Here is a 21,934-nt window from a genome sequence, read left to right on the forward strand (position 1 = left end):
ACTTCGTTGCCTATCGCTGGTACAACAGTTAAATGTCAAGGACGTATGAGTACTATTGCATTGGCCGTGTCACTTTGCAATTGCCTCTGCAAGCCGTAGTATTGGTAGACTGCTGTAGTGAGGGTTTTTCCGACAATGTCACCAGCTGATTATGAAAACGACGAGTTAGTCTTTCTGGATGAGGATTCCCATCCGGAACTAGAGCCGCAGATTTACAAAATCTGGAATATTCTTATTGTCGATGACGATGAAGAAATTCACACCGTCACGCGTCTAGCGTTAGCCGATCTCATTGTAAATGATCGCAAGCTGAATTTTCTGCATGCTTATTCCGGTGCTCAGGCTAAAACCGTGTTACAGGAATATGGTCGCGACATCGCCATGATTCTGTTAGACGTTGTGATGGAAACTGACGACGCGGGTCTTACGGTCGTAAAGTATTTACGAGAGGTTCTGGACCTGACAGAACCGCGAATTGTTCTTCGCACCGGGCAACCGGGTTATGCTCCCGAAGAAGATATCATCAAAACCTACGACATCAACGACTATAAAACGAAGACGGAGCTTACGCGCAGTAAGTTACTCACCACCGTTATTTCCTCTATACGCTCCTATCAACAAATCATTACAATTAATCAAAGCCGCTTAGGCTTACAAAAAATTATTGCTTCCGCGGCTAACCTATTAGAAGAGCATTCTGTAAAAGGGTTTTGCGAAGGTGTGGTGACGCAAATTAGCTCGCTAATTGGTTTAGATGCTGAGGGATTAGTTTGCGCCAGAGCAGGGACGGTGCTTGATCGCGAAGATGACGGCGTATACGTATTGGGCGCAGCTGGTGACTTCGCCAGTTATATTAATGAACGTATCGAAAATATTCATAACGATACAATTGTCGAAAATATAAATCGCTGCTTACGACTAAAGCGCCACATCTTTGAAACCGATTGCTCCATTTTATATCTCAACAGTTCAGGCTTTGAAGCGGCAGTTTTCGTTAACATGAGTCGCGAATTATGTACTATTGACCGTCAATTACTCGAAGTGTTTTTGTCCAGCATTTCCGTAGGGTATGAAAACGTTAATCTTTTTCATGAGCTGCGAAATGCGGCCTTCCGCGATTGGCTCACTCGCTTACCCAATCGCAACGAATTTATCAACATGCTCGACAGGCCATTTCTTTACGGTGCAGATGACGCCTGTGTAGCCGTTGTTGATATTAACCACTTTTCGGATATTAACGATGGGCTTGGGCAGGACGCGGGTAATGAATTACTAAAAGCGGTGGCCAAGCGCTTAGAAGCCAGCTTTGGCGAAAGTGTGAAGAAAAGCCGCATTAGTGGTGATATGTTCGGGTTGATTGGTCCTGCATCAGTAGTTAATCCAGAGAGCATTAATCAGGTATTTCAGTCTTCTTTTCGAGCAGGTGATCATACGCTGCCAGTAAATGTCACCATAGGCCTGTGCCGCTTGGGCAAAGAAAGAAAAATAGGTTTAGAAATACTTAAGCGCACTAACATTGCGCTTAATCGGGCGAAAAAGAATATTTCAGACAATTTCGAGTATTTTGCTCCAGAAATCGAAGAAAAAACTACCTGGCAGTTAAATATGATACGCCGTTTGCGTAACGACTTTGCTGACCGTAAATTACAGCTTTGGTTCCAGCCACAGGTAGATTTAGTGACCGAACAAGTGGTTGGCGTAGAAGGTTTATTGCGTTGGCCTGATGGCGATGGCGGTTATATTTCACCGGCAGTTTTCATTCCCTTAGCAGAATATTCAGGCTTAATCGTAGATATAGGACAATGGGTGCTGGAAGAATCCTGCCGCCGCATTCAGCAAATCAAGCAAAACGGGTATGAAGAACTGCGCGTTGCGGTGAATATTTCTATTCCCCAATTCCGGGACCGTTGTTTCGTGCAGAAAGTGAAAGATGCATTAAGGAATTTCGATTGTCAGCCAAGCCGCCTGGAACTGGAAATTACCGAAAGTGTAGTCATGGATGAGCCGCAAATTGTTATTGATGCGTTGCGCACACTAAAAGATCACGGGGTTGCCATTGCTATTGATGATTTCGGTACCGGTTTCTCATCGATGAGCTACCTGCAAAAACTGCCACTGGATCGGCTTAAGGTAGACCGTTCATTTGTCAGTGACATCAAACCGGGAAAAAGCGCGGTGATAGTAGAAACAATTGTGACGTTGGGCAATAAGCTGGGGCTTTCCACAATTGCAGAAGGTGTGGAAAAGCGCGAGCAAGCCAGCTATATGATTAAGTTAGGCTGCGACGAAGCCCAGGGCTATCTATTCGCGAAACCTATGCCGTTTGATGAATTGATGGTGCTTCTGGAAGAGAAAGGAAAAACGGTTAATGAATAGGCAAATTGTTTTAAGCGATCCTGTCGGTAATCAATGTTCTTACTCGTTTTTTAAGTAAGGGCACTACCTGATCCTCGAACCAAGGATGCCGCGTTAACCACCGATTATTTCTTCCTGAAGGGTGCGGCAGTACCAGCATTCCCGAGTGAGTTTGTGCCTGCTGCGCAACGGCTTCAGTTAAGGTTTTGTACTGAGGCAGATAATATTTCTGCGCATAACGCCCGACCAGCAATGTCATTTCTGGCTTTATCCGCGAAAATAGTAAATCATGCCAGGCGGGCGCGCATTCTTTGCGCGGGGGCGCATCAGCGCCTTTAAGATATCCGGGAAAGCAGAAACCCATTGGTACAAGTGACACGCATTGGGTGTCATAAAACGTATCTCTACTCATACCTAGCCAGTCACGTAATCTGTCTCCACTACGATCATTCCACGGCGTACTGCTATCATGGGCAACTATACCGGGCGCTTGACCAATAATAACCAATGGACTGCTTTCAGATGCCGCTAGTACAGGGTTGGGCGAATGAGGAAGATGTTCTTTGCACAAGGTACACTGCCGCACCTCTTGCATTATTTCACTAAAGTTTTTTTCAGTCATATCTCAACGTAAAATGATTTTGTCACATAACTGACACATACATGTGATCTTAATTGACGACGCTTCCTTTAGACAGTATGCTGATTTATACAAGTAATAGTGTACCATAGGAGAAAAGACGTGCGTAAATTAACAATTGGCCTTGCGCTGTTAACCACAATGGGTATTGCGCATGCGGAATCTGAGCAAAACCAGCTTTTCAAATGTATGGACACTAAGACGTTTGAAATGAATAATGATTGCATGGCTACGCAGATAAGCAATAATGTGCGTTTCCGGGATACCCAAAATAAATTGGTAAAAACAACCAGCGCAAATGCGGGGGATTACGCAATCGCCACTATGACTTTCGATCAGGAAAAAATGCAGATTGATATTGTGGCTCATCGCGATGCATTGCAGGTGAACAATACGTTGGCAGCAGTTAGCAACTAACAACAAATGTTATTTAGTGAAACCGGCCTAATGGCCGGTTTTTGCATTTAAGACTTGCGGATTCCGCCGCGCTAATCTTTAAAAATACGATTAAGACCATTAAGTGCCGCTACACGATAGGCTTCGGCCATGGTGGGATAATTAAAGGTGGTGTTGACAAAGTAATCTAAGGTGTTACCGCCATTTTTTTGCTGCATAATTGCCTGACCAATGTGTACAATTTCAGAGGCACGTTCACCAAAACAATGGATGCCGAGGATTTCTTTGGTCTCTCGGTGGAAAAGTATTTTGAGACTTCCTACCTGAGTAGAAGCAATTTGGGCTCGCGCAAGATGCTTAAATTGTGCGCGTCCTACTTCATAGGGTACTTTTTGGACGGTAAGTTCCTGCTCAGTTTTACCTACAGAACTAATTTCTGGAATGGTATAAATGCCTGTAGGAATATCTTCCACCAAACGCGCATTAGCTTTTCCTGCTAACATGGCTTCAGCAGCGAAGCGACCCTGATTGTAGGCTGCCGATGCTAAACTAGGGTAGCCAATGACATCACCAACAGCATAGATATTTTCTACTTCAGTTTGATAATTATCGTTCACAGACAACTGGCCCCGGGAATCTGCTTTTAGGCCGACATTTTCCAGTTTCAGCATGTCGGTATTGCCAGTTCGACCGTTGGCGAACAACAAGCAATCAGCGCGCATACGCTTGCCGGATTCAAGGTTTAAAACCACGCCGTCTTCGCGACCCTCTACAGATTTATAGGTTTCGGTGTGGCGGATAACTACACCGTTGTTCCACAAATGATAACTGAGTGCGTCAGAAATTTCAGCGTCCAGAAACGACAGCAATCGATCCCGCATATTCACCAGATCTACCTTTACACCCATGCCGCGAAATATGCTGGCGTACTCGGAACCGATGACACCTGCACCGTAGATGATGATAGTCTGCGGCTCGCTGTTTAAAGATAAAATCGTATCGGAGTTATAAATTCTGGGATGGCTGAAATCGATATCTTCAGGGCAGTAGGGTCGGGAGCCGGTGGCGATAGCGATCTGATTGGCTGTTAACGTTTCTCTTGAACCATCAGCGCGAACAACCTGCAATGTATGCTGATCAACAAAGCTTGCCTCGCCGTGCAACAACGTAACACGGTTGCGGTCATAAAACGAAGAGCGGAGTTTCGACTGGCTTCGCACTACGCCGCTGGCATGGCGCATAATTTCCGCGAAGGTAACGCGACGATTAATATGATTTTCAGAAAATAGCGGCGTGTTGTTGTATTCAATCAAACGGCTTACAGAATGACGCAGCGCCTTGGACGGAATGGTACCCCAGTGGGTGCAGCCTCCACCCACTGAATCATATCGTTCGACAACGGCAACATTCTTACCCGCCTTCGCAAGCTGCATAGCAACCCCTTCTCCGCCGGGCCCTGTCCCGATAACAATAGCATCGAACTGGTATTGAGGTTTAGCTTTTGTCGCTTTTTTAGTCATCGTGTAATTTGCTCGCTGCTGTTAACGTGGGATACATTAAATGAATGGTCGGGTTTACGACATGATGAGAACTTTACAACAAGCCATAAACGCCTTTCGAGATTAAAGTCTAGCAAGTTTATGATCAGAAAAAAATGTTATGGCGAAGAATCAACCGTGATAGCACGTAGACGAAAGATATGATTGCAGGGGAGCTTACAGCAGTCAAAAAAAAGCGCCACGAATATTCGTGGCGTCGATAAAGCTTCTTATTAAATTAGGCGGTCTGTAAGGAAAGCTCTTGTAGCCTTACCCACTTTTCCTTCTGTAACGCGAGAGCTTGCTTTAACTCTTTATAATGAAGATCAAGCTCCAAACGTTCTATGCTTCGTTTCAAACATTTTTTTCGTACATTTACCAAACGTTTTTTAGCTGCATAGTACGCTGACATTTTCTGAAGTAGTAAATCGTACTCATGGTGAATTTTTGCCAGCACTTCCTCAGCATGAGGTAGCTGCGACAGCTTAGCATTCGCCTGTTGAAACTGCATGGCAGCCCGTGCTTTTTCAATACGTTCTTCCGGCACTCGACGAAGATTGTTTGTCATACCTAAAAAAGACAGACCACGGATGAGCCACTTGGTTGGATCATACTGCCACCAGTGAATGCCGTTACGGTAATCATATTCAAAGATATGATGAAAATTATGATAGCCTTCGCCAAAAGTGAACAACGCGATAACGCCATTATCACGGGCGGAATTGCTGTCTGTGTATGGCTGTTTGCCCCAGAAATGGGCCAGAGAATTTATAAAAAATGTGACGTGGTGAACCATTACCAGACGGAAGACGCCTGCAATCAGAATCATTCCTAAGACATCGCCGTTTAACCAGCCTAAAAAGGCCGTAATTCCGAAATTCGCAATCAGTACAATTGGTAGGTAATAATTGTGTTGCCACATAACCACCTTATCTTTTTGTAAGTCACGGCAGTTACCATAGTCGGAATATCGATTGGCCTGGTACTCCCGTAACATCCAGCCTATATGCGCAAACCATATTCCGCGCTTAGCAGAGTAAGGGTCCTGATCATTATCATCAACATGGCGATGATGCACCCGATGATCCGAGGCCCAGTGCAAAATACTGTTCTGTACCGCCATTGCACCGCCAATAGCCAGGATTACACGCACGACAATATTGGCATCATAGGTTTTATGAGACCAGAGACGATGATAACCCGCAGTAATAGACATTCCTGTAAAAAAGAACAGAAGAATTGCCGTTACTATTTCAGTGGCGTCAAATCCAATGGTCATCGCCCAAACCGGCACACCAATGAAGGCAATGGCACCAGTAATAACAAATATTAAAAAATTTGTCAGAATGAGGGGTGGTTTCTTCATATTAAATACTCAGCTTACAACTGTACGCCAATTTATCTTTTTCCCTACCCATAGGCAAGGGAAAAGCGGCAGATTTAACATTAAATTTGTTGTAACGTTCACTAAAACGTATTTATTTCCAGGCACCATTCGCGCTCTTCGAGACTGAGAAATTGCTGCTGATTGGCAATATAATCCAACATTTTTAAGCAGTTGAGTTACAATGTTGAAGGTAACGGAGAGAGTATCTTGAGTCGTCAGGAACAAAAACTTAAAACCAGACAAAATATTATCAACGCCACCTTTACGTTGCTTGATGAAAACCGTAGCTTATCGGCCATTAGTTTAAGAGAAGTATCCAGAGCGGCGGGTATTGCGCCTACGTCGTTTTATCGCCATTTTAAAGATATGGATGATCTGGGCTTGACGTTGGTTGATGAGGCGGGGCTGGCATTACGTCAGTTAATGCGACAAGCACGTCGGCGAATCGCATCTGGTGGTGGTGTTATCGATACGTCGGTAGATACATTTATCGAATTTATTACCGCTAACACCAATGTTTTCCGTCTGCTTTTGCGTGAACATACGGGAACATCTGCGGCTTATCGAATGGCGGTACTGCGCGAAATCCAACATTTCATTGAAGAGTTAACTGACTACATAGTGGAACAGCAATCGTTAGAGCATTACTTAGCGAATCTGCAGGCAGAAGCGATGGTGCGACTAGTCTTCAGTGCCGGAGCTGAAGCACTGGAAGCCGATGTTAAATTGCGCGGTGAAATTGGCGATAGGGTAAAAACCCAGCTACGATTTGTGCAACTGGGAACAGAGGCTTATAAGCTGAAGCGTCGTACCGATCCGCCGAGATAGCATTCACGCCCGGCGGGAAAAAACCGGGCCAGCCAATTGGCTTGGCAGTGTTAGCCTTTTTTCCGCACCAGTTTTACACCTGCTTCAATGTGGTGAGTAAAGGGGAACTGGTCGAATAGAGCGGTAGCCTGGATATCATGAGTTTTACACAATACGTTCAAATTATCTCGCAAGGTTTCCGGGTTGCAGGAAATATAAATAATCTCCTCATAAGCCTGGATCATTGATAGCGATTCAGCGTCTAATCCTGCCCGTGGGGGATCAACCAAAACGGTAGAAAAGTCGTAATCTGCCAGCACGATGTCGTGTAAACGTGTAAAGCTACGGCCAGTTACCATTGCTTCAGTAAATTCCTCCGCAGATAAACGCACTATCTTTAAGTTTTCAGTTTTGTTGATTTCAATATTAAACTGGGCGGCGCTAACTGAAGGTTTGGCAATTTCAGTTCCTATAGCTTGGCGAAAGCGAGAGGCTAAAGGTAAAGAGAAATTTCCCGCGCCGCAGTAGAGCTCAAGTAAATCTTTTTTACTCGGCGGACAGACTGAGAGCGCCCATTCAATCATTTTACAGTTAACCTCGGCGTTGGGCTGGGTGAAGCTGTTTTCGATGTGCTTAAATAAATATTCCTTCCCGTTTACCGGCAAACGCTCAATGATAAAGTCATTGCCGATAACGCATTTTTGCTTGCGTGCGCGTCCTATTACACTAACGTTAAAAGATTCACGCAGCGCTTCTACCAATTCTTCAGCTGCTTTTAACCACTTTTCATTTAATGGTTTGTGGTAAAGCAAGCTCACTACAATTTCACCAGACAGTCCAGTGAGATAATCTATCTGAAAAAGCTTTTTCCTCATTACCTCTGAGGTTTTCAAAAGTGGAAGTAGCTTAGCCATCATGGCATTAATAGTATGACTTGCGGGTGGGAAAGTATCGACGCGGTACTTTTCCTTGGTCTGCGGGTCGAACATAATGTGGTAAAGGTCATCACCATCATGCCACACGCGAAATTCCGCCCGCATACGATAATGCGTTTCGGCAGAAGGGAAAACTTCTAATGCGGGCGCAGCAAAGGGAGCCAAAAGCTCCTGCAACCGATTTACTTTTTCATTTAGCTGCTTTTGATAGTTTTCACTAGTAGTGCATGCTGTCATTGTTATCTTCCGAGCCCTTTAAAACAGGCTGCGCATTGTAGAGGCTTATGCGTTAACTGCAAACTCAAAACAATTCTATTGCATTAAAATTAAACAATCTTGAGTTGCGGCCGATAACTACTACGAGGATAGTGAGGATCAGTGTATGAATGTAAGCCAGATTAAGGCATTTCTTGGGGATCAGAAGCAGCAAGCTGTAAGCCCTGATACTGCCATCAAAAAACAACTTCAGGAAGAGGGGCTACGTCAGGCTGCTGAATTTCGGCAGCAGCAGGCGGCGACAGTTAGTGTTAGCAGCTCACAGACCACCATTGGGCTAAAAGTTTTCAGTGGAGCGCTTGAGCAAAACGTATCTGTGGACGGTCAAAAACCTAAAGTAGATAAAAAAGATGAAAAGGAAGGTAAAGAAACTTCACTTTTCGATTTCGAAAAAGTTGCGCGTAATGTAATGCAGTTTGTTGGTGGCGTTATTCAGGGAGCCACAAAAGGTGGCGCTGATCAAAACAAGCTAATCGATTTATTTGCGCAGGCGAGGGAAGGTGTAGCCAAAGGCATTGCTATGGCTGAGAAAGACATCGGCGGCTTTATGAATGAAGACATCAGCAAAGGTATAAACAGCAGTCGCACATTAATTGAAGAGCGTCTTAACGGTTTGGAAAAGCGTTTGCTCGGAACTGGTGACGCAGAACAGATTGATAAAGTAACCAGTGGCCTTTCGGTGAATGCCAGCGATGCTAAAGATGGTAACTTAACGATACGAACAAAAGATGGCGACGAAGTGAAGCTCAGCTTCGAAAATTTGCGTGAATTTCAGTTGTCTCAGCAGTCAACTATCGGTTTAGCGCCCGAGATAATTCAGAACGAAGGTGCTGCAGCAAGCCAACAAGTAGCATCTGCGTCTGAGTCATTGACTGCGCAATATTTTGAGCGCAACGGCATTAGCTTTTCTCTCAAAGGTGAATTAGATGAGGGCGAACTTACCGCAATTGCAGATTTAGTGGAATCGGCAAATGATCTCGCCGATACCTTTTTTGCCGGCGAAATGGATAAAGCTTTTGAACAAGCACTGTCCCTGGGTTTTGATGATCAAGAGCTGACGGGATATGCGTTACAGCTAAACCGTACTCAAAAAGCTGAATTCGTGCAGGCTTATGAAAGTATTCGCCACTATCGTGAGGACAGACCTGATGCTAACAAGCACGGTGATGCAGCTAGCCCTATCGCTCAATATCTGGACAAAATGATGGATGTCATGAATCAGTCAGGTGAGCAACTAGAATCAGGAGAGGACTATAGCGAGCTTTTGAATAGCCTTATTAACCGCATGGAAGACGTAAAGGTGCCGGATCTGCTAACGGCGATAAATCGTTTTCACACGTTTAATCAGCGATTGCTGGATGCATTACCGAGTTCACAGCCTGCAGAGGAAACTTCATCAGCAACCGATGAATAGAGATGAAAAAAAACCTGGGAAATCCCAGGTTTTTTATTATTCGTCGCTTTCCCCTTTATCTTTTGCCGGGCGAACTTTCAAAGTTCGCTCCAGAAAGACCTTATCGTTGAGCTTACTAATAGCCCCATCAATATCAGAGGTGATTACTTCAATAAAACCATATCCTTTACGCTTACCTGTTCTACGATCCTTCATCAAACGAACAGATTGCACATCGACATAGTCTTTAAAGTAATCTTTCACAGCGTCTTCGTTAGCTTTATATGGAAGATTTCCAACATATAAAGTAGTGGTTTCAGCAGAAGATGACGATGTCCCTTCTCTGGCAACCGAAGTTGAAGACGATTGGTTAAACAAAGATGCTAGCCATGGCGTCACGATACCGCTAATAAGTAGCGACAACGAAACCGTGAGCGGTAAACTCATGTCCAAACTAGCTGACGAAAAAACGAGATAACCCGCTAATGCAAATACTGCGCTAATAACTGCGCATTGAATAAAGCCTACTTTCATAAACCTACCTTATATTATTGTATGTGATCGTTGGAGGCTGGCTATAGTTTACTCATTTGTAACAAATTGAACAATGATCTGTCACAGATGTAGACTAAAGACTATCACATCATATCCTTTTGTCGGAAAAATAGCCATTTTCGAGAGCTTTTTGAGAAAACTCTGAAAAAGATGAAAAAGGTGTTGACCTTTATTTAGAAATCTCTAGAATGCGCATCCGCTTCGGCAGGAAAGTCAAAACAACGACGGCCCTGATGGCTGGTAAAGCCAGTGCTGATGCGGGTTTCAGCTGCAACCGCTGATGAAAGAAATTTCAAAAAAAAGGTTGACGGCAGGAACCAGTCGCGTAGAATGCGCGCCTCGCTTCAGGGGGTTGTAAGACACACCACTGAAGCCGTTTTGAGTGACACGCTCCTGGAAATAAAAAATTTCAAAAAGTGTTGACACAAAAAACGAAAGGCGTAAAATGCGCCTCCCGCTTCAGGGAATAAGCTGAAGCAAGCGGTTGAAATGATTAGTCATTAACTGCTTTCTACACAGCATTTGATTCGTAGTGTTGTGCGACTTGATAAGCGACGAAGGAGCATGCTAACGCATGTTACTGAGAAGCGAAGAAACCAAGCACATCAATACGAAGCAAAGGCGCAGTAGAAATGTTCTTTAACAATTTATAACAAGACAATCTGTGTGGGCACTCGTTAAGAGTGTCACAACGACAATTCATATTTCGATATATTTAATTGAAGAGTTTGATCATGGCTCAGATTGAACGCTGGCGGCAGGCCTAACACATGCAAGTCGAACGGTAGCAGGATGTGCTTGCACATCGCTGACGAGTGGCGGACGGGTGAGTAATGCTTGGGAACTTGCCTTTTGGAGGGGGATAACAGTTGGAAACGACTGCTAATACCGCATAATGTCTACGGACCAAAGGGGGCGCTTGCGCTCTTACCAAAAGAGAGGCCCAAGTGAGATTAGCTAGTAGGTGAGGTAAGAGCTCACCTAGGCGACGATCTCTAGCTGTTCTGAGAGGAAGATCAGCCACACTGGGACTGAGACACGGCCCAGACTCCTACGGGAGGCAGCAGTGGGGAATATTGCACAATGGGGGCAACCCTGATGCAGCCATGCCGCGTGTGTGAAGAAGGCCTTCGGGTTGTAAAGCACTTTCAGTTGTGAGGAAGGGTTGATGGTTAATACCCATCAGCATTGACGTTAGCAACAGAAGAAGCACCGGCTAACTCCGTGCCAGCAGCCGCGGTAATACGGAGGGTGCGAGCGTTAATCGGAATTACTGGGCGTAAAGCGCACGCAGGCGGTTTGTTAAGCTAGATGTGAAAGCCCCGGGCTCAACCTGGGACGGTCATTTAGAACTGGCAGACTAGAGTCTTGGAGAGGGGAGTGGAATTCCAGGTGTAGCGGTGAAATGCGTAGATATCTGGAGGAACATCAGTGGCGAAGGCGACTCCCTGGCCAAAGACTGACGCTCATGTGCGAAAGTGTGGGTAGCGAACAGGATTAGATACCCTGGTAGTCCACACCGTAAACGCTGTCTACTAGCTGTTTGTGAATTTAATTTGTAAGTAGCGAAGCTAACGCGATAAGTAGACCGCCTGGGGAGTACGGCCGCAAGGTTAAAACTCAAATGAATTGACGGGGGCCCGCACAAGCGGTGGAGCATGTGGTTTAATTCGATGCAACGCGAAGAACCTTACCTACACTTGACATGCTGAGAACTTTCCAGAGATGGATTGGTGCCTTCGGGAACTCAGACACAGGTGCTGCATGGCTGTCGTCAGCTCGTGTCGTGAGATGTTGGGTTAAGTCCCGCAACGAGCGCAACCCTTGTCCTTAGTTGCCAGCATTTGGTTGGGCACTCTAAGGAGACTGCCGGTGACAAACCGGAGGAAGGTGGGGACGACGTCAAGTCATCATGGCCCTTACGTGTAGGGCTACACACGTGCTACAATGGCAAGTACAGAGGGAAGCGAGACAGTGATGTGGAGCGGACCCCTTAAAGCTTGTCGTAGTCCGGATTGGAGTCTGCAACTCGACTCCATGAAGTCGGAATCGCTAGTAATCGCAAATCAGAATGTTGCGGTGAATACGTTCCCGGGCCTTGTACACACCGCCCGTCACACCATGGGAGTGGGATGCAAAAGAAGTAGTTAGTCTAACCTTCGTCGTTTCACGATGAGGGAGGACGATTACCACTTTGTGTTTCATGACTGGGGTGAAGTCGTAACAAGGTAACCCTAGGGGAACCTGGGGTTGGATCACCTCCTTACCAAAAGTCGACGCGACATTTTTGATGCAGTGCCTACACAGATTGTTTTGTTATAGAAGATAAAGAACGAGATAGACCTATGGGGCTATAGCTCAGCTGGGAGAGCGCCTGCCTTGCACGCAGGAGGTCAGCAGTTCGATCCTGCTTAGCTCCACCATCTGCCTACAGGCACTTGCTTCGCAAGTGAGCGCGACACGCGGTTTAATCGCAGGGAAACCCTGCTGACCTAATGTCTGCTTACTAAAGAAAGCAGGTCGGGTAGAAAGTTATTGCGATGGCTTGGTTTGTAGTGGTGTTCGACTTGACGAGCGACGAAGGAGCATACATATAGTATGTGACTGAGGAGCGAGGAAATAAAGAGCAGCAATACGAGCCCAGACAGAAGCAAGAACAGGCTTGTAGCTCAGCTGGTTAGAGCGCACCCCTGATAAGGGTGAGGTCGGCAGTTCAAGTCTGCCCAAGCCTACCATTTCTTCCGTATACGGCGTCAGAGAAAATCTCATGTGCTACGCGCACACCACGATTTCCTCTTCCTTATCTACGAAAGAAATACGCTAATATGGTCGGCAAAGCAGAATCCTAATGAATAACCGCGGGTAAAGCGAGTATTGATTAGGGTTTTTTACTCTAAGGCAAGAAGGTGTTTGCTTTGCAAATATCTACCTTGTGTTGCAATCGGCAAGTTCGATTGCAAGAAACGTTCTTTAACAATTTGGAAAGCTGATATTAGTAATCAATCTAAGAAAGAGTAACTAAGAGAGATAAATAGTATGCAACTGAGCGTACTGTGAGTCCTCCTTGCGCAAAAGTCATCCTCTGGATGATTTTGCACTCAAGCTACTCTATCTGACTGAAAACGTGCAGCAAGTGGGTCATTTTACACAACTGAGTGTAATGATGGTCCTCCTTGCGCAAAAGTAACGATGCTTTGCATCCTTATTTGGCACGAAATTGATTAGACTTGTCATGCATACAACAGAGATTCAATTCTCACCTGAGCCCGGATAAAAAGGCGGGTCAAGGCCGCTGTTGCCACCCTTTCACGAACATTCGCTGTTCAAAAGTGGTAACAGTAAAAGAACATTTTCTGGTATCAACCTGGTTGATAAGAGGAAATGGGCAATGATTTGGTTTCCAGACAAGCGAGCTTGACGAACGAAGGCAGGAGCATACATCACGTATGTGACTAACTGAGTGAGGAAAAGGCGCGCAGGTTAGGAAGCAAAGCAGCAGGCCATTTAGGGTTGTATGGTTAAGTGACAAAGCGTATACGGTGGATGCCTTGGCAGTTAGAGGCGATGAAGGACGTGTAAGTCTGCGAAAAGCTGTGGTGAGCTGACAAAAAGCATTTGAGCCACAGATGTCCGAATGGGGAAACCCACACATTTATGTGTATCATTAACTGAATACATAGGTTAATGAGGCGAACGTAGGGAACTGAAACATCTAAGTACCTATAGGAAAAGAAATCAACCGAGATTCCCTTAGTAGCGGCGAGCGAACGGGGAGTAGCCCTTAAGTTATATTGGTGTTAGTGGAAGGCTCTGGAAAGTGCCACGATACTGGGTGATAGTCCCGTACATGACAATGCCATTATAGTGAAAACGAGTAGGTCGGGACACGTGTTATCCTGACTGAATATGGGGGGACCATCCTCCAAGGCTAAATACTCCTAACTGACCGATAGTGAACCAGTACCGTGAGGGAAAGGCGAAAAGAACCCCTGTGAGGGGAGTGAAACAGAACCTGAAACCGTATACGTACAAGCAGTGGGAGCAAGGACTTGTCCTTGTGACTGCGTACCTTTTGTATAATGGGTCAGCGACTTATATTTAGTAGCAAGGTTAAGTGAATAACGGAGCCGTAGCGAAAGCGAGTGTTAACTGCGCGTTGAGTTGCTAGGTATAGACCCGAAACCCGGTGATCTAGCCATGGGCAGGTTGAAGGTTGAGTAACATCAACTGGAGGACCGAACCCACTAACGTTGAAAAGTTAGGGGATGACTTGTGGCTGGGGGTGAAAGGCCAATCAAACCGGGAGATAGCTGGTTCTCCCCGAAATCTATTTAGGTAGAGCCTCGGACGAACACCATTGGGGGTAGAGCACTGTTAAGGCTAGGGGGTCATCCCGACTTACCAACCCTTTGCAAACTCCGAATACCGATGAGTGCTATCCGGGAGACACACGGCGGGTGCTAACGTCCGTCGTGAAGAGGGAAACAACCCAGACCGCCAGCTAAGGTCCCAAAATATTGCTAAGTGGGAAACGATGTGGGAAGGCTAAGACAGCTAGGAGGTTGGCTTAGAAGCAGCCACCCTTTAAAGAAAGCGTAATAGCTCACTAGTCGAGTCGGCCTGCGCGGAAGATGTAACGGGGCTAAGCAATATACCGAAGCTGCGGATTTGAACTTAGGTTCAAGTGGTAGGGGAGCGTTGTGTAAGTGGTTGAAGCTCAATTGAGAAGTTGGGTGGACATATCACAAGTGCGAATGCTGACATGAGTAACGATAATGGGGGTGAAAAACCCCCACGCCGGAAGACCAAGGTTTCCTGTCCCATGCTAATCAGGGCAGGGTAAGTCGGCCCCTAAGGCGAGGCAGAAATGCGTAGTCGATGGGAAACGGATTAATATTTCCGTACTTGTATAATCAGTGATGGGAGGACGGAGAAGGCTAGGCAAGCCTGGCGTTGGTAGTCCAGGTGAAAGTGCGTAGGCTGAGTGTTTAGGTAAATCCGGACGCTTAAGGCCGAGACACGAGACGAGCCACTACGGTGGTGAAGTTGTTGATGCCCTGCTTCCAGGAAAAGTCTCTAAGCTTATGATTATGTGAACCGTACCCCAAACCGACACAGGTGGTCAGGTAGAGAATACTAAGGCGCTTGAGAGAACTCGGGTGAAGGAACTCGGCAAAATTGTACCGTAACTTCGGGAGAAGGTACGCCTCTGTGCGTGACAGGACTTGCTCCTTAAGCGCATGGAGGCCGCAGTGACCAGGTGGCTGGGACTGTTTATTAAAAACACAGCACTGTGCAAAATCGAAAGATGACGTATACGGTGTGACACCTGCCCGGTGCCGGAAGGTTAATTGATGGGGTTATCTTTTAGAGAAGCTCTTGATCGAAGCCCCGGTAAACGGCGGCCGTAACTATAACGGTCCTAAGGTAGCGAAATTCCTTGTCGGGTAAGTTCCGACCTGCACGAATGGTGTAACCATGGCCACGCTGTCTCCACCCGAGACTCAGTGAAATTGAAATCGCAGTGAAGATGCTGTGTACCCGCACCTAGACGGAAAGACCCCGTGAACCTTTACTATAGCTTGGCACTGAACATTGAACCTACATGTGTAGGATAGGTGGGAGGCTTTGAAGCATTGTCGCCAGATGATGTGGAGCCATCCTTGAAATACCACCCTTGTATGTTTGATGTTCTAACATAGGTCCCTAATCGGGATTATGGACAGTGTCTGGTGGGTAGTTTGACTGGGGCGGTCTCCTCCCAAATCGTAACGGAGGAGCACGAAGGTTAGCTAATCACGGTCGGACATCGTGAGGTTAGTGCAATGGCATAAGCTAGCTTAACTGCGAGACAGACACGTCGAGCAGGTACGAAAGTAGGTCATAGTGATCCGGTGGTTCTGTATGGAAGGGCCATCGCTCAACGGATAAAAGGTACTCCGGGGATAACAGGCTGATACCGCCCAAGAGTTCATATCGACGGCGGTGTTTGGCACCTCGATGTCGGCTCATCACATCCTGGGGCTGAAGTCGGTCCCAAGGGTATGGCTGTTCGCCATTTAAAGTGGTACGCGAGCTGGGTTTAGAACGTCGTGAGACAGTTCGGTCCCTATCTGGTGTGGGCGTTGGATGATTGAGGGGAGCTGCTCCTAGTACGAGAGGACCGGAGTGGACGAACCGCTGGTGTTCGGGTTGTCATGCCAATGGCATTGCCCGGTAGCTACGTTCGGAATCGATAACCGCTGAAAGCATCTAAGCGGGAAGCGAGCCCCAAGATGAGTCATCCCTGACCTTTAAGGTCTGGAAGGGTTGTTATAGACTATGACGTTGATAGGCAGGATGTGGAAGTGTTGTAAGGCATTAAGCTAACCTGTACTAATTGCCCGAGAGGCTTAACCATACAACGCCTAAATGGCTTCGAGAGAAGACCGGTGTTGTGTGTGAATGACAAACCTAATCAAGTCAAAAGAGTAGCGAAGACTCTGACTTAGACACTAATATTATGCTTTCCAGCATTGTTAAGACCAATTAAGAATTTATGTAAGGGTGATGCTCATACTTGAAAGAGTAGTGAAATCTTCCTTACGCAATAAGACAACGCCTTATTGCAACGAGTTTTTGCCTGGCGACAATAGCGACGTGGCACCACCTGAATCCATTTCGAACTCAGAAGTGAAACACGTTAGCGGCGATGGTAGTGTGGGGTCTCCCCATGTGAGAGTAGCACATCGCCAGGCTCCCATTCGAAGAAAGGGCTATCCGCAAGGGTAGCCCTTTTTTTATGTTGATAAGTTCTCGGCAGGCGCGCCATCGCCAATGACCGGACGTACTGTGTGTCCTGCTTGCGCAACAGCCACACTAATACCAATCCGCGTTAAATTTTTGCCCACTACCTCTCGGCTTCTTGAGCACATTTTCATTATATCAACCAAACCAACAACTGCTTACGTGAGCCCAGCTTCTCGTACACATCTTTATCACATGAGCGCTGTCGCTGATAAAGTCATTCCAGGCCTTGCTGCATGCATCAACAATGTCATCGAATTCTTTAAAGGTTCGTTGAATGATGCTGACGAAGCCAACGCCATACTTGCTCTATAGTTGCTGAGTTCTGGTGAATAGGGAGGAATTTTCATTACCATCAAATGCTGAATTCGTTAGCAATATCATTGGTTTGCCATAGCGCAACCTTCCTAACGATTGCATGTAGGCTTGGTTTTATTTTTTTGATATCAGCTCCAGATGTTGGCGCATAATATCTTTGCTTATGTAGGGAGCGATAAAAGCTTCGTTTCACCAGTTGCGGGACAACCTGCACCAAATAAGTGGGAGTATTCAAATTGCTGTTGCCGCAAGCCCCGCGGTCGTATGCCTCTTCTTGCCCATAAATACGTCGCGGCATTATGCTGGCCTATACGAGCTTCATTCTGACACCAGACGTCGACCCGATTTAGGCTAACACCCCCCGGCGATGAAGGATCACTCCCATAGGAAGCTTTTTTAGGCCTCCCGCACGCCTTACTTAGGGTTTCGTGAGCGGCACATTATCCAGCTGTATCCCAACCGCCCCAAGACCTTATATTCGTGGTTCAGATGTTAGTTCACACCAAATTAACTTATAATATATTGCTTGATGTGAGGACCGGTTGTTCTTCCTCCATTACCAGATTCAGCTTCTTTATCTATAGAGCGTGCGAGTCGCTGTTTTTGGTTGAAAGACAATTGTTACCAACAATGAAGGAGGGTGACCTGAGCGGTTTGTCGTCAAGGCCTGATAGTTCATTAGAAAGATACTCGTGACCCAGGAATTTAAGCTGCGTCGCGCGCCCTTAAGCTGTCTGGCAACTTGAGTACGATTTTGGCTCTCAATAAACAAGGAGACTGCTAAGAAGCGAACTCGCTTGTTCGGGTTCTTTTCCCTTTCTGATAACTATTTTAGCTTGATCACGCCAGTCATTTTCACGTACCGCCGGAAACACGCGAACGCTATTGCAGATAAGATCATCCCATGCTATGGAGCAGACATGAATGCCAGCGATATTTTTCACAAAGAAGCGATGAGTCGCTGAGTGAGCGCCCATCAAGGTGCATTAGTATAAGACTTACTTTTTGGGAACATCGCCGACTAATTTTTGGCAGGTATAGGAAACTCAATGCTAAAAATCAGACATTAAAGGGAAATGTTGCGGCGTACCTTTATTTAGGTCGTATAAGATTAACTTTTGAGATAAGTTATCAGGAACGTTACAATAACCGAGTGAGTGAGTTCCTTTGCCATTCCTGCCGAAAATGACATTTCACTCTCAATGTCCGCCAGGCTTATGTATTAGACGTTCGGAAAGCAATTAAACTTATTCCACATTTTTTGTCGTTATAATCTTACGCGTTTTTGAATAAATATGAGGCTAGTATATAACAATGAAAACAAAGGCTTGCGCCAAATATTTATTTGATAATCACGAACACATTTTCAACTTATGGGAAGATCGGGCTAATAATGAAGTATTAGCTGCTTCAAAAACGCCAGACTTGGTAGTGCGAGATTATCTTCCTCATTTTATGGAAAGTTTAACGGAGGCTCTTGATAAATATGAGACTACCTCCGATGAAACACAATTTGCTGACATTAATTTCGACCCGCAATATAGCCATGTGCATGGAAGAGCGCGTGCTGCGGTACAGTATTACGATCTTCGGCAAGTCATGCGGGAGTACGCGATACTGCGGCAAGTCATTCGAGAAGAATTAAAAAAGAACGATTTGCTTTGTTTTACTTCATTAGAAATTATCGACCGCTTTATCGAGTCGAGCAGCCTTGAAGCCGGGCAGCTTTTTGTCGACTCTATTAAAGAAGTGCAAGATAAATTAATCAGTGTAATTGCTCATGATCTTCGTAATCCAATTTCCGTCGCCTCTTCCTATATTGAAGTTGGTGAAGAAGGATTAATGACGGCAGAAAAAGTCTTTCCAGCCATAAAACGAAGTTTGGCAAAGGCGCTTAAGCTTATCGGTGACTTACTTGATGCTAATCAGGTAAAAGCCGGAAACGGTATGACATTCCGGTTCGAGCGTTGTGATATGGTAGAGGAAGTGACTTACGCCTGTAATGAAGCCAAAGAAGTTTACGCAAACCAGGTTCATTTCAAATCAAAAATAGATTCAGCGGTAGGTATTTACGATAAATCTTCCGTTCATCGAGTTCTTGAGAATCTTATCTCTAATGCTATCAAGTACGGAGGTGTAGATACGGCCGTTAACATAGCCATTGATGGTAACGATAACTTCGTTACGATAAGTGTGCATAATACTGGCTCCTATATCAAGCAGGAAGAGCAGGCCTCAATCTTTAACTTTTTGTCTCGTGAAGACAATGCCCAATCTCAGCAGAAAGAGGGATGGGGTCTCGGTTTATTTCTGGTCAAGGTCGTGGCAGCGGCTCACAAAGGAGACGCTTGGGTAGAAAGTAGCTTGGAATCGGGAACGACGTTTTTTATAAAACTTAACCGTTCTGCCCATAAAGAGAACACAGCGTTTTCGAATTTCCTTTAGCAGCTCAATAGCGGCTACAAACTTTCTCTCTGGTCAGATAATGTAGCTGTTGCTCGGGAAGACGCGATGCGCCAATCGCGATGGGTTTATCCCACTAAACCTTCCCGAAATCGGCTTCGCGAAAGGTAAATTCTATCTGAGGCGTGAACATTAGGCAAAGAGTCGGATACGTTCAGACGTACCCGATTTATTCCACTTGGCCGTAAAATCCCTAAATGTTCCGAAAGATTTTACGTATCGAGAAGCCGGCCTATCTATCTTTGTTTTTAAGCGCCACTTCCACTTCTTTCTGATCGACTTGGACCTCAGGATCAGGCTGTTGAATTTTAACATCTGGGTTTTCCTGTTCCACATCAATAGCAGGTTTGCCGGCCTTTACATTAACTCGAGGTTTAGATTGGGCAACATTTACCTCCGGCTCAGGTTGGTCGATCTGTATGTCAGGGTCCCGGGTAGTAATTGTCACCTCTGGCTTTGGCTGTCTAACCGTAACTTGAGCTGGCTTTTGATCAATGGTGATCTGGGCGGGCTTTTGGGTTACCGTCACCTTATCGCCCTGCCGCGAATCCTCGCTGGTCGCATTTCCTTTAGACTGAGTTGCTGCGATGTATTGGTTCAGTTCGTCTTTGTCCAATTCGCCACTATGGTTTACATCATATTGTTCAAAAACCTTTTGCAGATCGTTCGAATTCCCGTCCTTTCCACTTGTTTTCAGTGTCTGATTCGCCCCTGCCATACTCGTTGCAAGTGCAGAAACTATTAACGTAGCTAATCGAAGATGTTTCATTATTGGTCTCCTGTTACTGGGTCCTATAAAAATTCATTTAAATTTGGATATTGCAGGTTTATCGGTGTTCACCAATATAATCTTCTACGGTTTTTTCTTTTTGATTCAAAGCAACATATTGAGATTCGTTAAATTCGGGTAGCTGCTCAGGATCCTTATTTTTGTCCCATACAATTTTATTATTTTCCAGTGTCACCTCATCCAGCGGCAGAACCGATTTAGACTCACCTACACCCATAATTCCACCAGATTCGATAACAAGAGAGAGTTGCTTATCTTGATTATTTTGCACAACTTCTGAAATTTCACCAACGTCTTCGCCCTGTGAATTAATTAAATCTTTTCCTTCCAATTCTGCAATCTTTAACTGGTTTACATAGGCAATATCACTGTCTTTACGTAAATTCCCTTTTTGATCTTCTCTAACTATATTAATTTCAGGTTCGCTTTTTTCAATGCTAACTTCTGGTTCGGCTTTATTAACTTTAACGTTCGGCTCAGCTGAATTGATAATGACTTCAGGTTCTGCCTGAGCTATTTCAACATCCGGTTCTTGTTGCTTAATGCTTATTTCTGGTTCTTTGTACTCGACATCCACCTTTGCTTTGCCTACAGCTACGTCGACTTTTGCATCTTTCTGATTAATATCAACGGATGGTGCCGGCTGTTTTACCTGAACATCAGTTTGGCCGCGTATAACTTCAACCTCTGCTTTTTCGGGCTTTTCAGAAGATTGCTGGGCGGATACAGATGCCACTCCACTTCCCATAGCTATAGCGATGGCACATGCGGTAAAACGACGCTTGAGGATCGGAAGAGTGTTATGTTGTGTATTAATCTTCATTACTTGGCTCCTTTCTCTAATTTACAATTACCTCGCTTAAAATGCTGACGAAGATTTTCTTACACAATGATTGCAGCAAATGGCAGACCATAAGGGGAAAAAAATATTTATAGATGCCAGAATTGGCGGAAGTTTGGTTTAATAAGATTAGCTAAATAGCTGAATCATTTGATAGTTAGGGTTTGATGCCGGATTTAGCGTTATCACGTGGGTATCGTTCCCACAGCTGCTGCAGAATTAATAAATTAAAAGATTAAAGTGAATTTTTTTATCATCGTGTAAACATTTTACAATCTTATAGATATTTATTAGGGGATAGTGATGTTCATTAACCAATTTGATTGTAAGCTATAATCATTCCTGATGGCTTTCCTGGATTATTTCTGCTCCAGAAGTTAGGCTGAAAAATATTTCTATGGCTATTCTCAATCTTGGGCTGGGGGAATACGAGTAACCAGCTTGTTATTGTGTA

General features: G+C 45.3%; 13 protein-coding genes, 2 tRNA genes and 3 rRNA genes. 10 read left to right on the forward strand and 8 right to left on the reverse strand.

Annotated elements, in window-relative coordinates; translation table 11 throughout:
- Window positions 1-135 precede the first annotated feature (135 nt).
- Window positions 136-2,376, forward strand: coding sequence for a bifunctional diguanylate cyclase/phosphodiesterase (locus CA267_RS12980; RefSeq protein WP_075610444.1), 2,241 nt, complete (start codon window positions 136-138; stop codon window positions 2,374-2,376).
- Between the two features lie 10 nt (window positions 2,377-2,386).
- Here CA267_RS12980 and CA267_RS12985 read toward each other — a convergent pair whose 3' ends face one another.
- The gene (locus CA267_RS12985; RefSeq protein WP_075610445.1) at window positions 2,387-2,977 is read right to left on the reverse strand and encodes a uracil-DNA glycosylase family protein; all 591 of its coding nucleotides are present in this window, start codon (window positions 2,975-2,977) and stop codon (window positions 2,387-2,389) included.
- Window positions 2,978-3,097: 120 nt separating this feature from the next.
- On the opposite strand from CA267_RS12985, the gene CA267_RS12990 reads away from it, so the two are divergent.
- The gene (locus CA267_RS12990; RefSeq protein WP_083638579.1) at window positions 3,098-3,412 is read left to right on the forward strand and encodes a pyridine nucleotide transhydrogenase; all 315 of its coding nucleotides are present in this window, start codon (window positions 3,098-3,100) and stop codon (window positions 3,410-3,412) included.
- A gap of 71 nt (window positions 3,413-3,483) precedes the next feature.
- On the opposite strand, the gene sthA is transcribed toward CA267_RS12990, so the two are convergent.
- Together sthA and CA267_RS13000 are read right to left on the reverse strand one after the other, a co-directional pair.
- Complete coding sequence (sthA, locus tag CA267_RS12995) at window positions 3,484-4,911, reverse strand: Si-specific NAD(P)(+) transhydrogenase (RefSeq protein WP_075610446.1); 1,428 nt, start codon at window positions 4,909-4,911, stop codon at window positions 3,484-3,486.
- 256 nt (window positions 4,912-5,167) lie between these two features.
- The gene (locus tag CA267_RS13000) at window positions 5,168-6,295 is read right to left on the reverse strand and encodes an acyl-CoA desaturase (RefSeq protein WP_075610447.1); all 1,128 of its coding nucleotides are present in this window, start codon (window positions 6,293-6,295) and stop codon (window positions 5,168-5,170) included.
- A gap of 228 nt (window positions 6,296-6,523) precedes the next feature.
- On the opposite strand from CA267_RS13000, the gene fabR reads away from it, so the two are divergent.
- Window positions 6,524-7,144 carry an HTH-type transcriptional repressor FabR gene (gene fabR, locus CA267_RS13005; RefSeq protein ID WP_075610448.1) on the forward strand — a complete coding sequence of 207 codons (621 nt, stop codon included), beginning with the start codon at window positions 6,524-6,526 and terminating at the stop codon, window positions 7,142-7,144.
- Window positions 7,145-7,194: 50 nt separating this feature from the next.
- On the opposite strand, the gene trmA is transcribed toward fabR, so the two are convergent.
- A complete protein-coding gene (gene trmA / locus CA267_RS13010; protein ID WP_075610449.1) occupies window positions 7,195-8,295 on the reverse strand; it encodes a tRNA (uridine(54)-C5)-methyltransferase TrmA in 1,101 nt (366 codons plus the stop codon).
- 145 nt (window positions 8,296-8,440) lie between these two features.
- Between trmA and CA267_RS13015 the strand changes: the two genes are divergently transcribed.
- The gene (locus tag CA267_RS13015) at window positions 8,441-9,748 is read left to right on the forward strand and encodes a DUF5610 domain-containing protein (RefSeq protein ID WP_075610450.1); all 1,308 of its coding nucleotides are present in this window, start codon (window positions 8,441-8,443) and stop codon (window positions 9,746-9,748) included.
- A 36-nt stretch (window positions 9,749-9,784) separates the two neighbouring features.
- On the opposite strand, the gene CA267_RS13020 is transcribed toward CA267_RS13015, so the two are convergent.
- Window positions 9,785-10,261, reverse strand: coding sequence for an RNA recognition motif domain-containing protein (locus CA267_RS13020; protein WP_075610451.1), 477 nt, complete (start codon window positions 10,259-10,261; stop codon window positions 9,785-9,787).
- A 737-nt stretch (window positions 10,262-10,998) separates the two neighbouring features.
- Here CA267_RS13020 and CA267_RS13025 point away from each other — a divergent pair.
- From CA267_RS13025 to rrf, 5 genes are all read left to right on the forward strand, one after another.
- Window positions 10,999-12,548, forward strand: a 16S ribosomal RNA gene (locus CA267_RS13025).
- A gap of 81 nt (window positions 12,549-12,629) precedes the next feature.
- Window positions 12,630-12,705, forward strand: a tRNA-Ala gene (locus tag CA267_RS13030).
- A gap of 235 nt (window positions 12,706-12,940) precedes the next feature.
- Window positions 12,941-13,017 (forward strand) — tRNA-Ile (locus tag CA267_RS13035).
- A 781-nt stretch (window positions 13,018-13,798) separates the two neighbouring features.
- Window positions 13,799-16,682, forward strand: a 23S ribosomal RNA gene (locus CA267_RS13040).
- A 221-nt stretch (window positions 16,683-16,903) separates the two neighbouring features.
- Window positions 16,904-17,019, forward strand: a 5S ribosomal RNA gene (gene rrf / locus CA267_RS13045).
- The 16S, 23S and 5S rRNA genes sit together here with 2 tRNA genes alongside, the layout of an rRNA operon.
- 42 nt (window positions 17,020-17,061) lie before the next feature.
- On the opposite strand, the gene CA267_RS13050 is transcribed toward rrf, so the two are convergent.
- Window positions 17,062-17,202, reverse strand: a complete 141-nt coding sequence (locus tag CA267_RS13050; RefSeq protein WP_170669060.1) for a hypothetical protein — start codon at window positions 17,200-17,202, stop codon at window positions 17,062-17,064.
- Window positions 17,203-18,700: 1,498 nt separating this feature from the next.
- Between CA267_RS13050 and CA267_RS13055 the strand changes: the two genes are divergently transcribed.
- Window positions 18,701-19,831, forward strand: coding sequence for a sensor histidine kinase (locus CA267_RS13055; protein WP_075610807.1), 1,131 nt, complete (start codon window positions 18,701-18,703; stop codon window positions 19,829-19,831).
- Between the two features lie 250 nt (window positions 19,832-20,081).
- Here CA267_RS13055 and CA267_RS13060 read toward each other — a convergent pair whose 3' ends face one another.
- Together CA267_RS13060 and CA267_RS13065 are read right to left on the reverse strand one after the other, a co-directional pair.
- Entirely contained in the window at window positions 20,082-20,618 is a 537-nt protein-coding gene (locus CA267_RS13060) for an EF-hand domain-containing protein (protein WP_075610806.1), read from the reverse strand.
- A 58-nt stretch (window positions 20,619-20,676) separates the two neighbouring features.
- Window positions 20,677-21,462, reverse strand: coding sequence for a PRC-barrel domain-containing protein (locus CA267_RS13065; RefSeq protein ID WP_075610805.1), 786 nt, complete (start codon window positions 21,460-21,462; stop codon window positions 20,677-20,679).
- Window positions 21,463-21,934 lie beyond the last annotated feature (472 nt).

The organism is Alteromonas pelagimontana, assembly GCF_002499975.2.
GTDB classification, from domain to species: Bacteria; Pseudomonadota; Gammaproteobacteria; order Enterobacterales; family Alteromonadaceae; genus Alteromonas; species Alteromonas pelagimontana.

Excerpts from the sequence above, each read along its gene's own strand:
- CA267_RS12985 (WP_075610445.1), bottom strand. The coding sequence starts at position 2,977 with ATGACTGAAAAAAACTTTAGTGAAATAATGCAAGAGGTGCGGCAGTGT.
- sthA (WP_075610446.1), bottom strand. The coding sequence starts at position 4,911 with ATGACTAAAAAAGCGACAAAAGCTAAACCTCAATACCAGTTCGATGCT.
- CA267_RS13065 (WP_075610805.1), bottom strand. The coding sequence starts at position 21,462 with ATGAAGATTAATACACAACATAACACTCTTCCGATCCTCAAGCGTCGT.
- CA267_RS13050 (WP_170669060.1), bottom strand. The coding sequence starts at position 17,202 with ATGAAAATGTGCTCAAGAAGCCGAGAGGTAGTGGGCAAAAATTTAACG.
- CA267_RS13015 (WP_075610450.1), top strand. The coding sequence starts at position 8,441 with ATGAATGTAAGCCAGATTAAGGCATTTCTTGGGGATCAGAAGCAGCAA.
- CA267_RS13020 (WP_075610451.1), bottom strand. The coding sequence starts at position 10,261 with ATGAAAGTAGGCTTTATTCAATGCGCAGTTATTAGCGCAGTATTTGCA.
- CA267_RS12980 (WP_075610444.1), top strand. The coding sequence starts at position 136 with ATGTCACCAGCTGATTATGAAAACGACGAGTTAGTCTTTCTGGATGAG.
- CA267_RS13060 (WP_075610806.1), bottom strand. The coding sequence starts at position 20,618 with ATGAAACATCTTCGATTAGCTACGTTAATAGTTTCTGCACTTGCAACG.
- CA267_RS13055 (WP_075610807.1), top strand. The coding sequence starts at position 18,701 with ATGAAAACAAAGGCTTGCGCCAAATATTTATTTGATAATCACGAACAC.
- CA267_RS13000 (WP_075610447.1), bottom strand. The coding sequence starts at position 6,295 with ATGAAGAAACCACCCCTCATTCTGACAAATTTTTTAATATTTGTTATT.
- trmA (WP_075610449.1), bottom strand. The coding sequence starts at position 8,295 with ATGACAGCATGCACTACTAGTGAAAACTATCAAAAGCAGCTAAATGAA.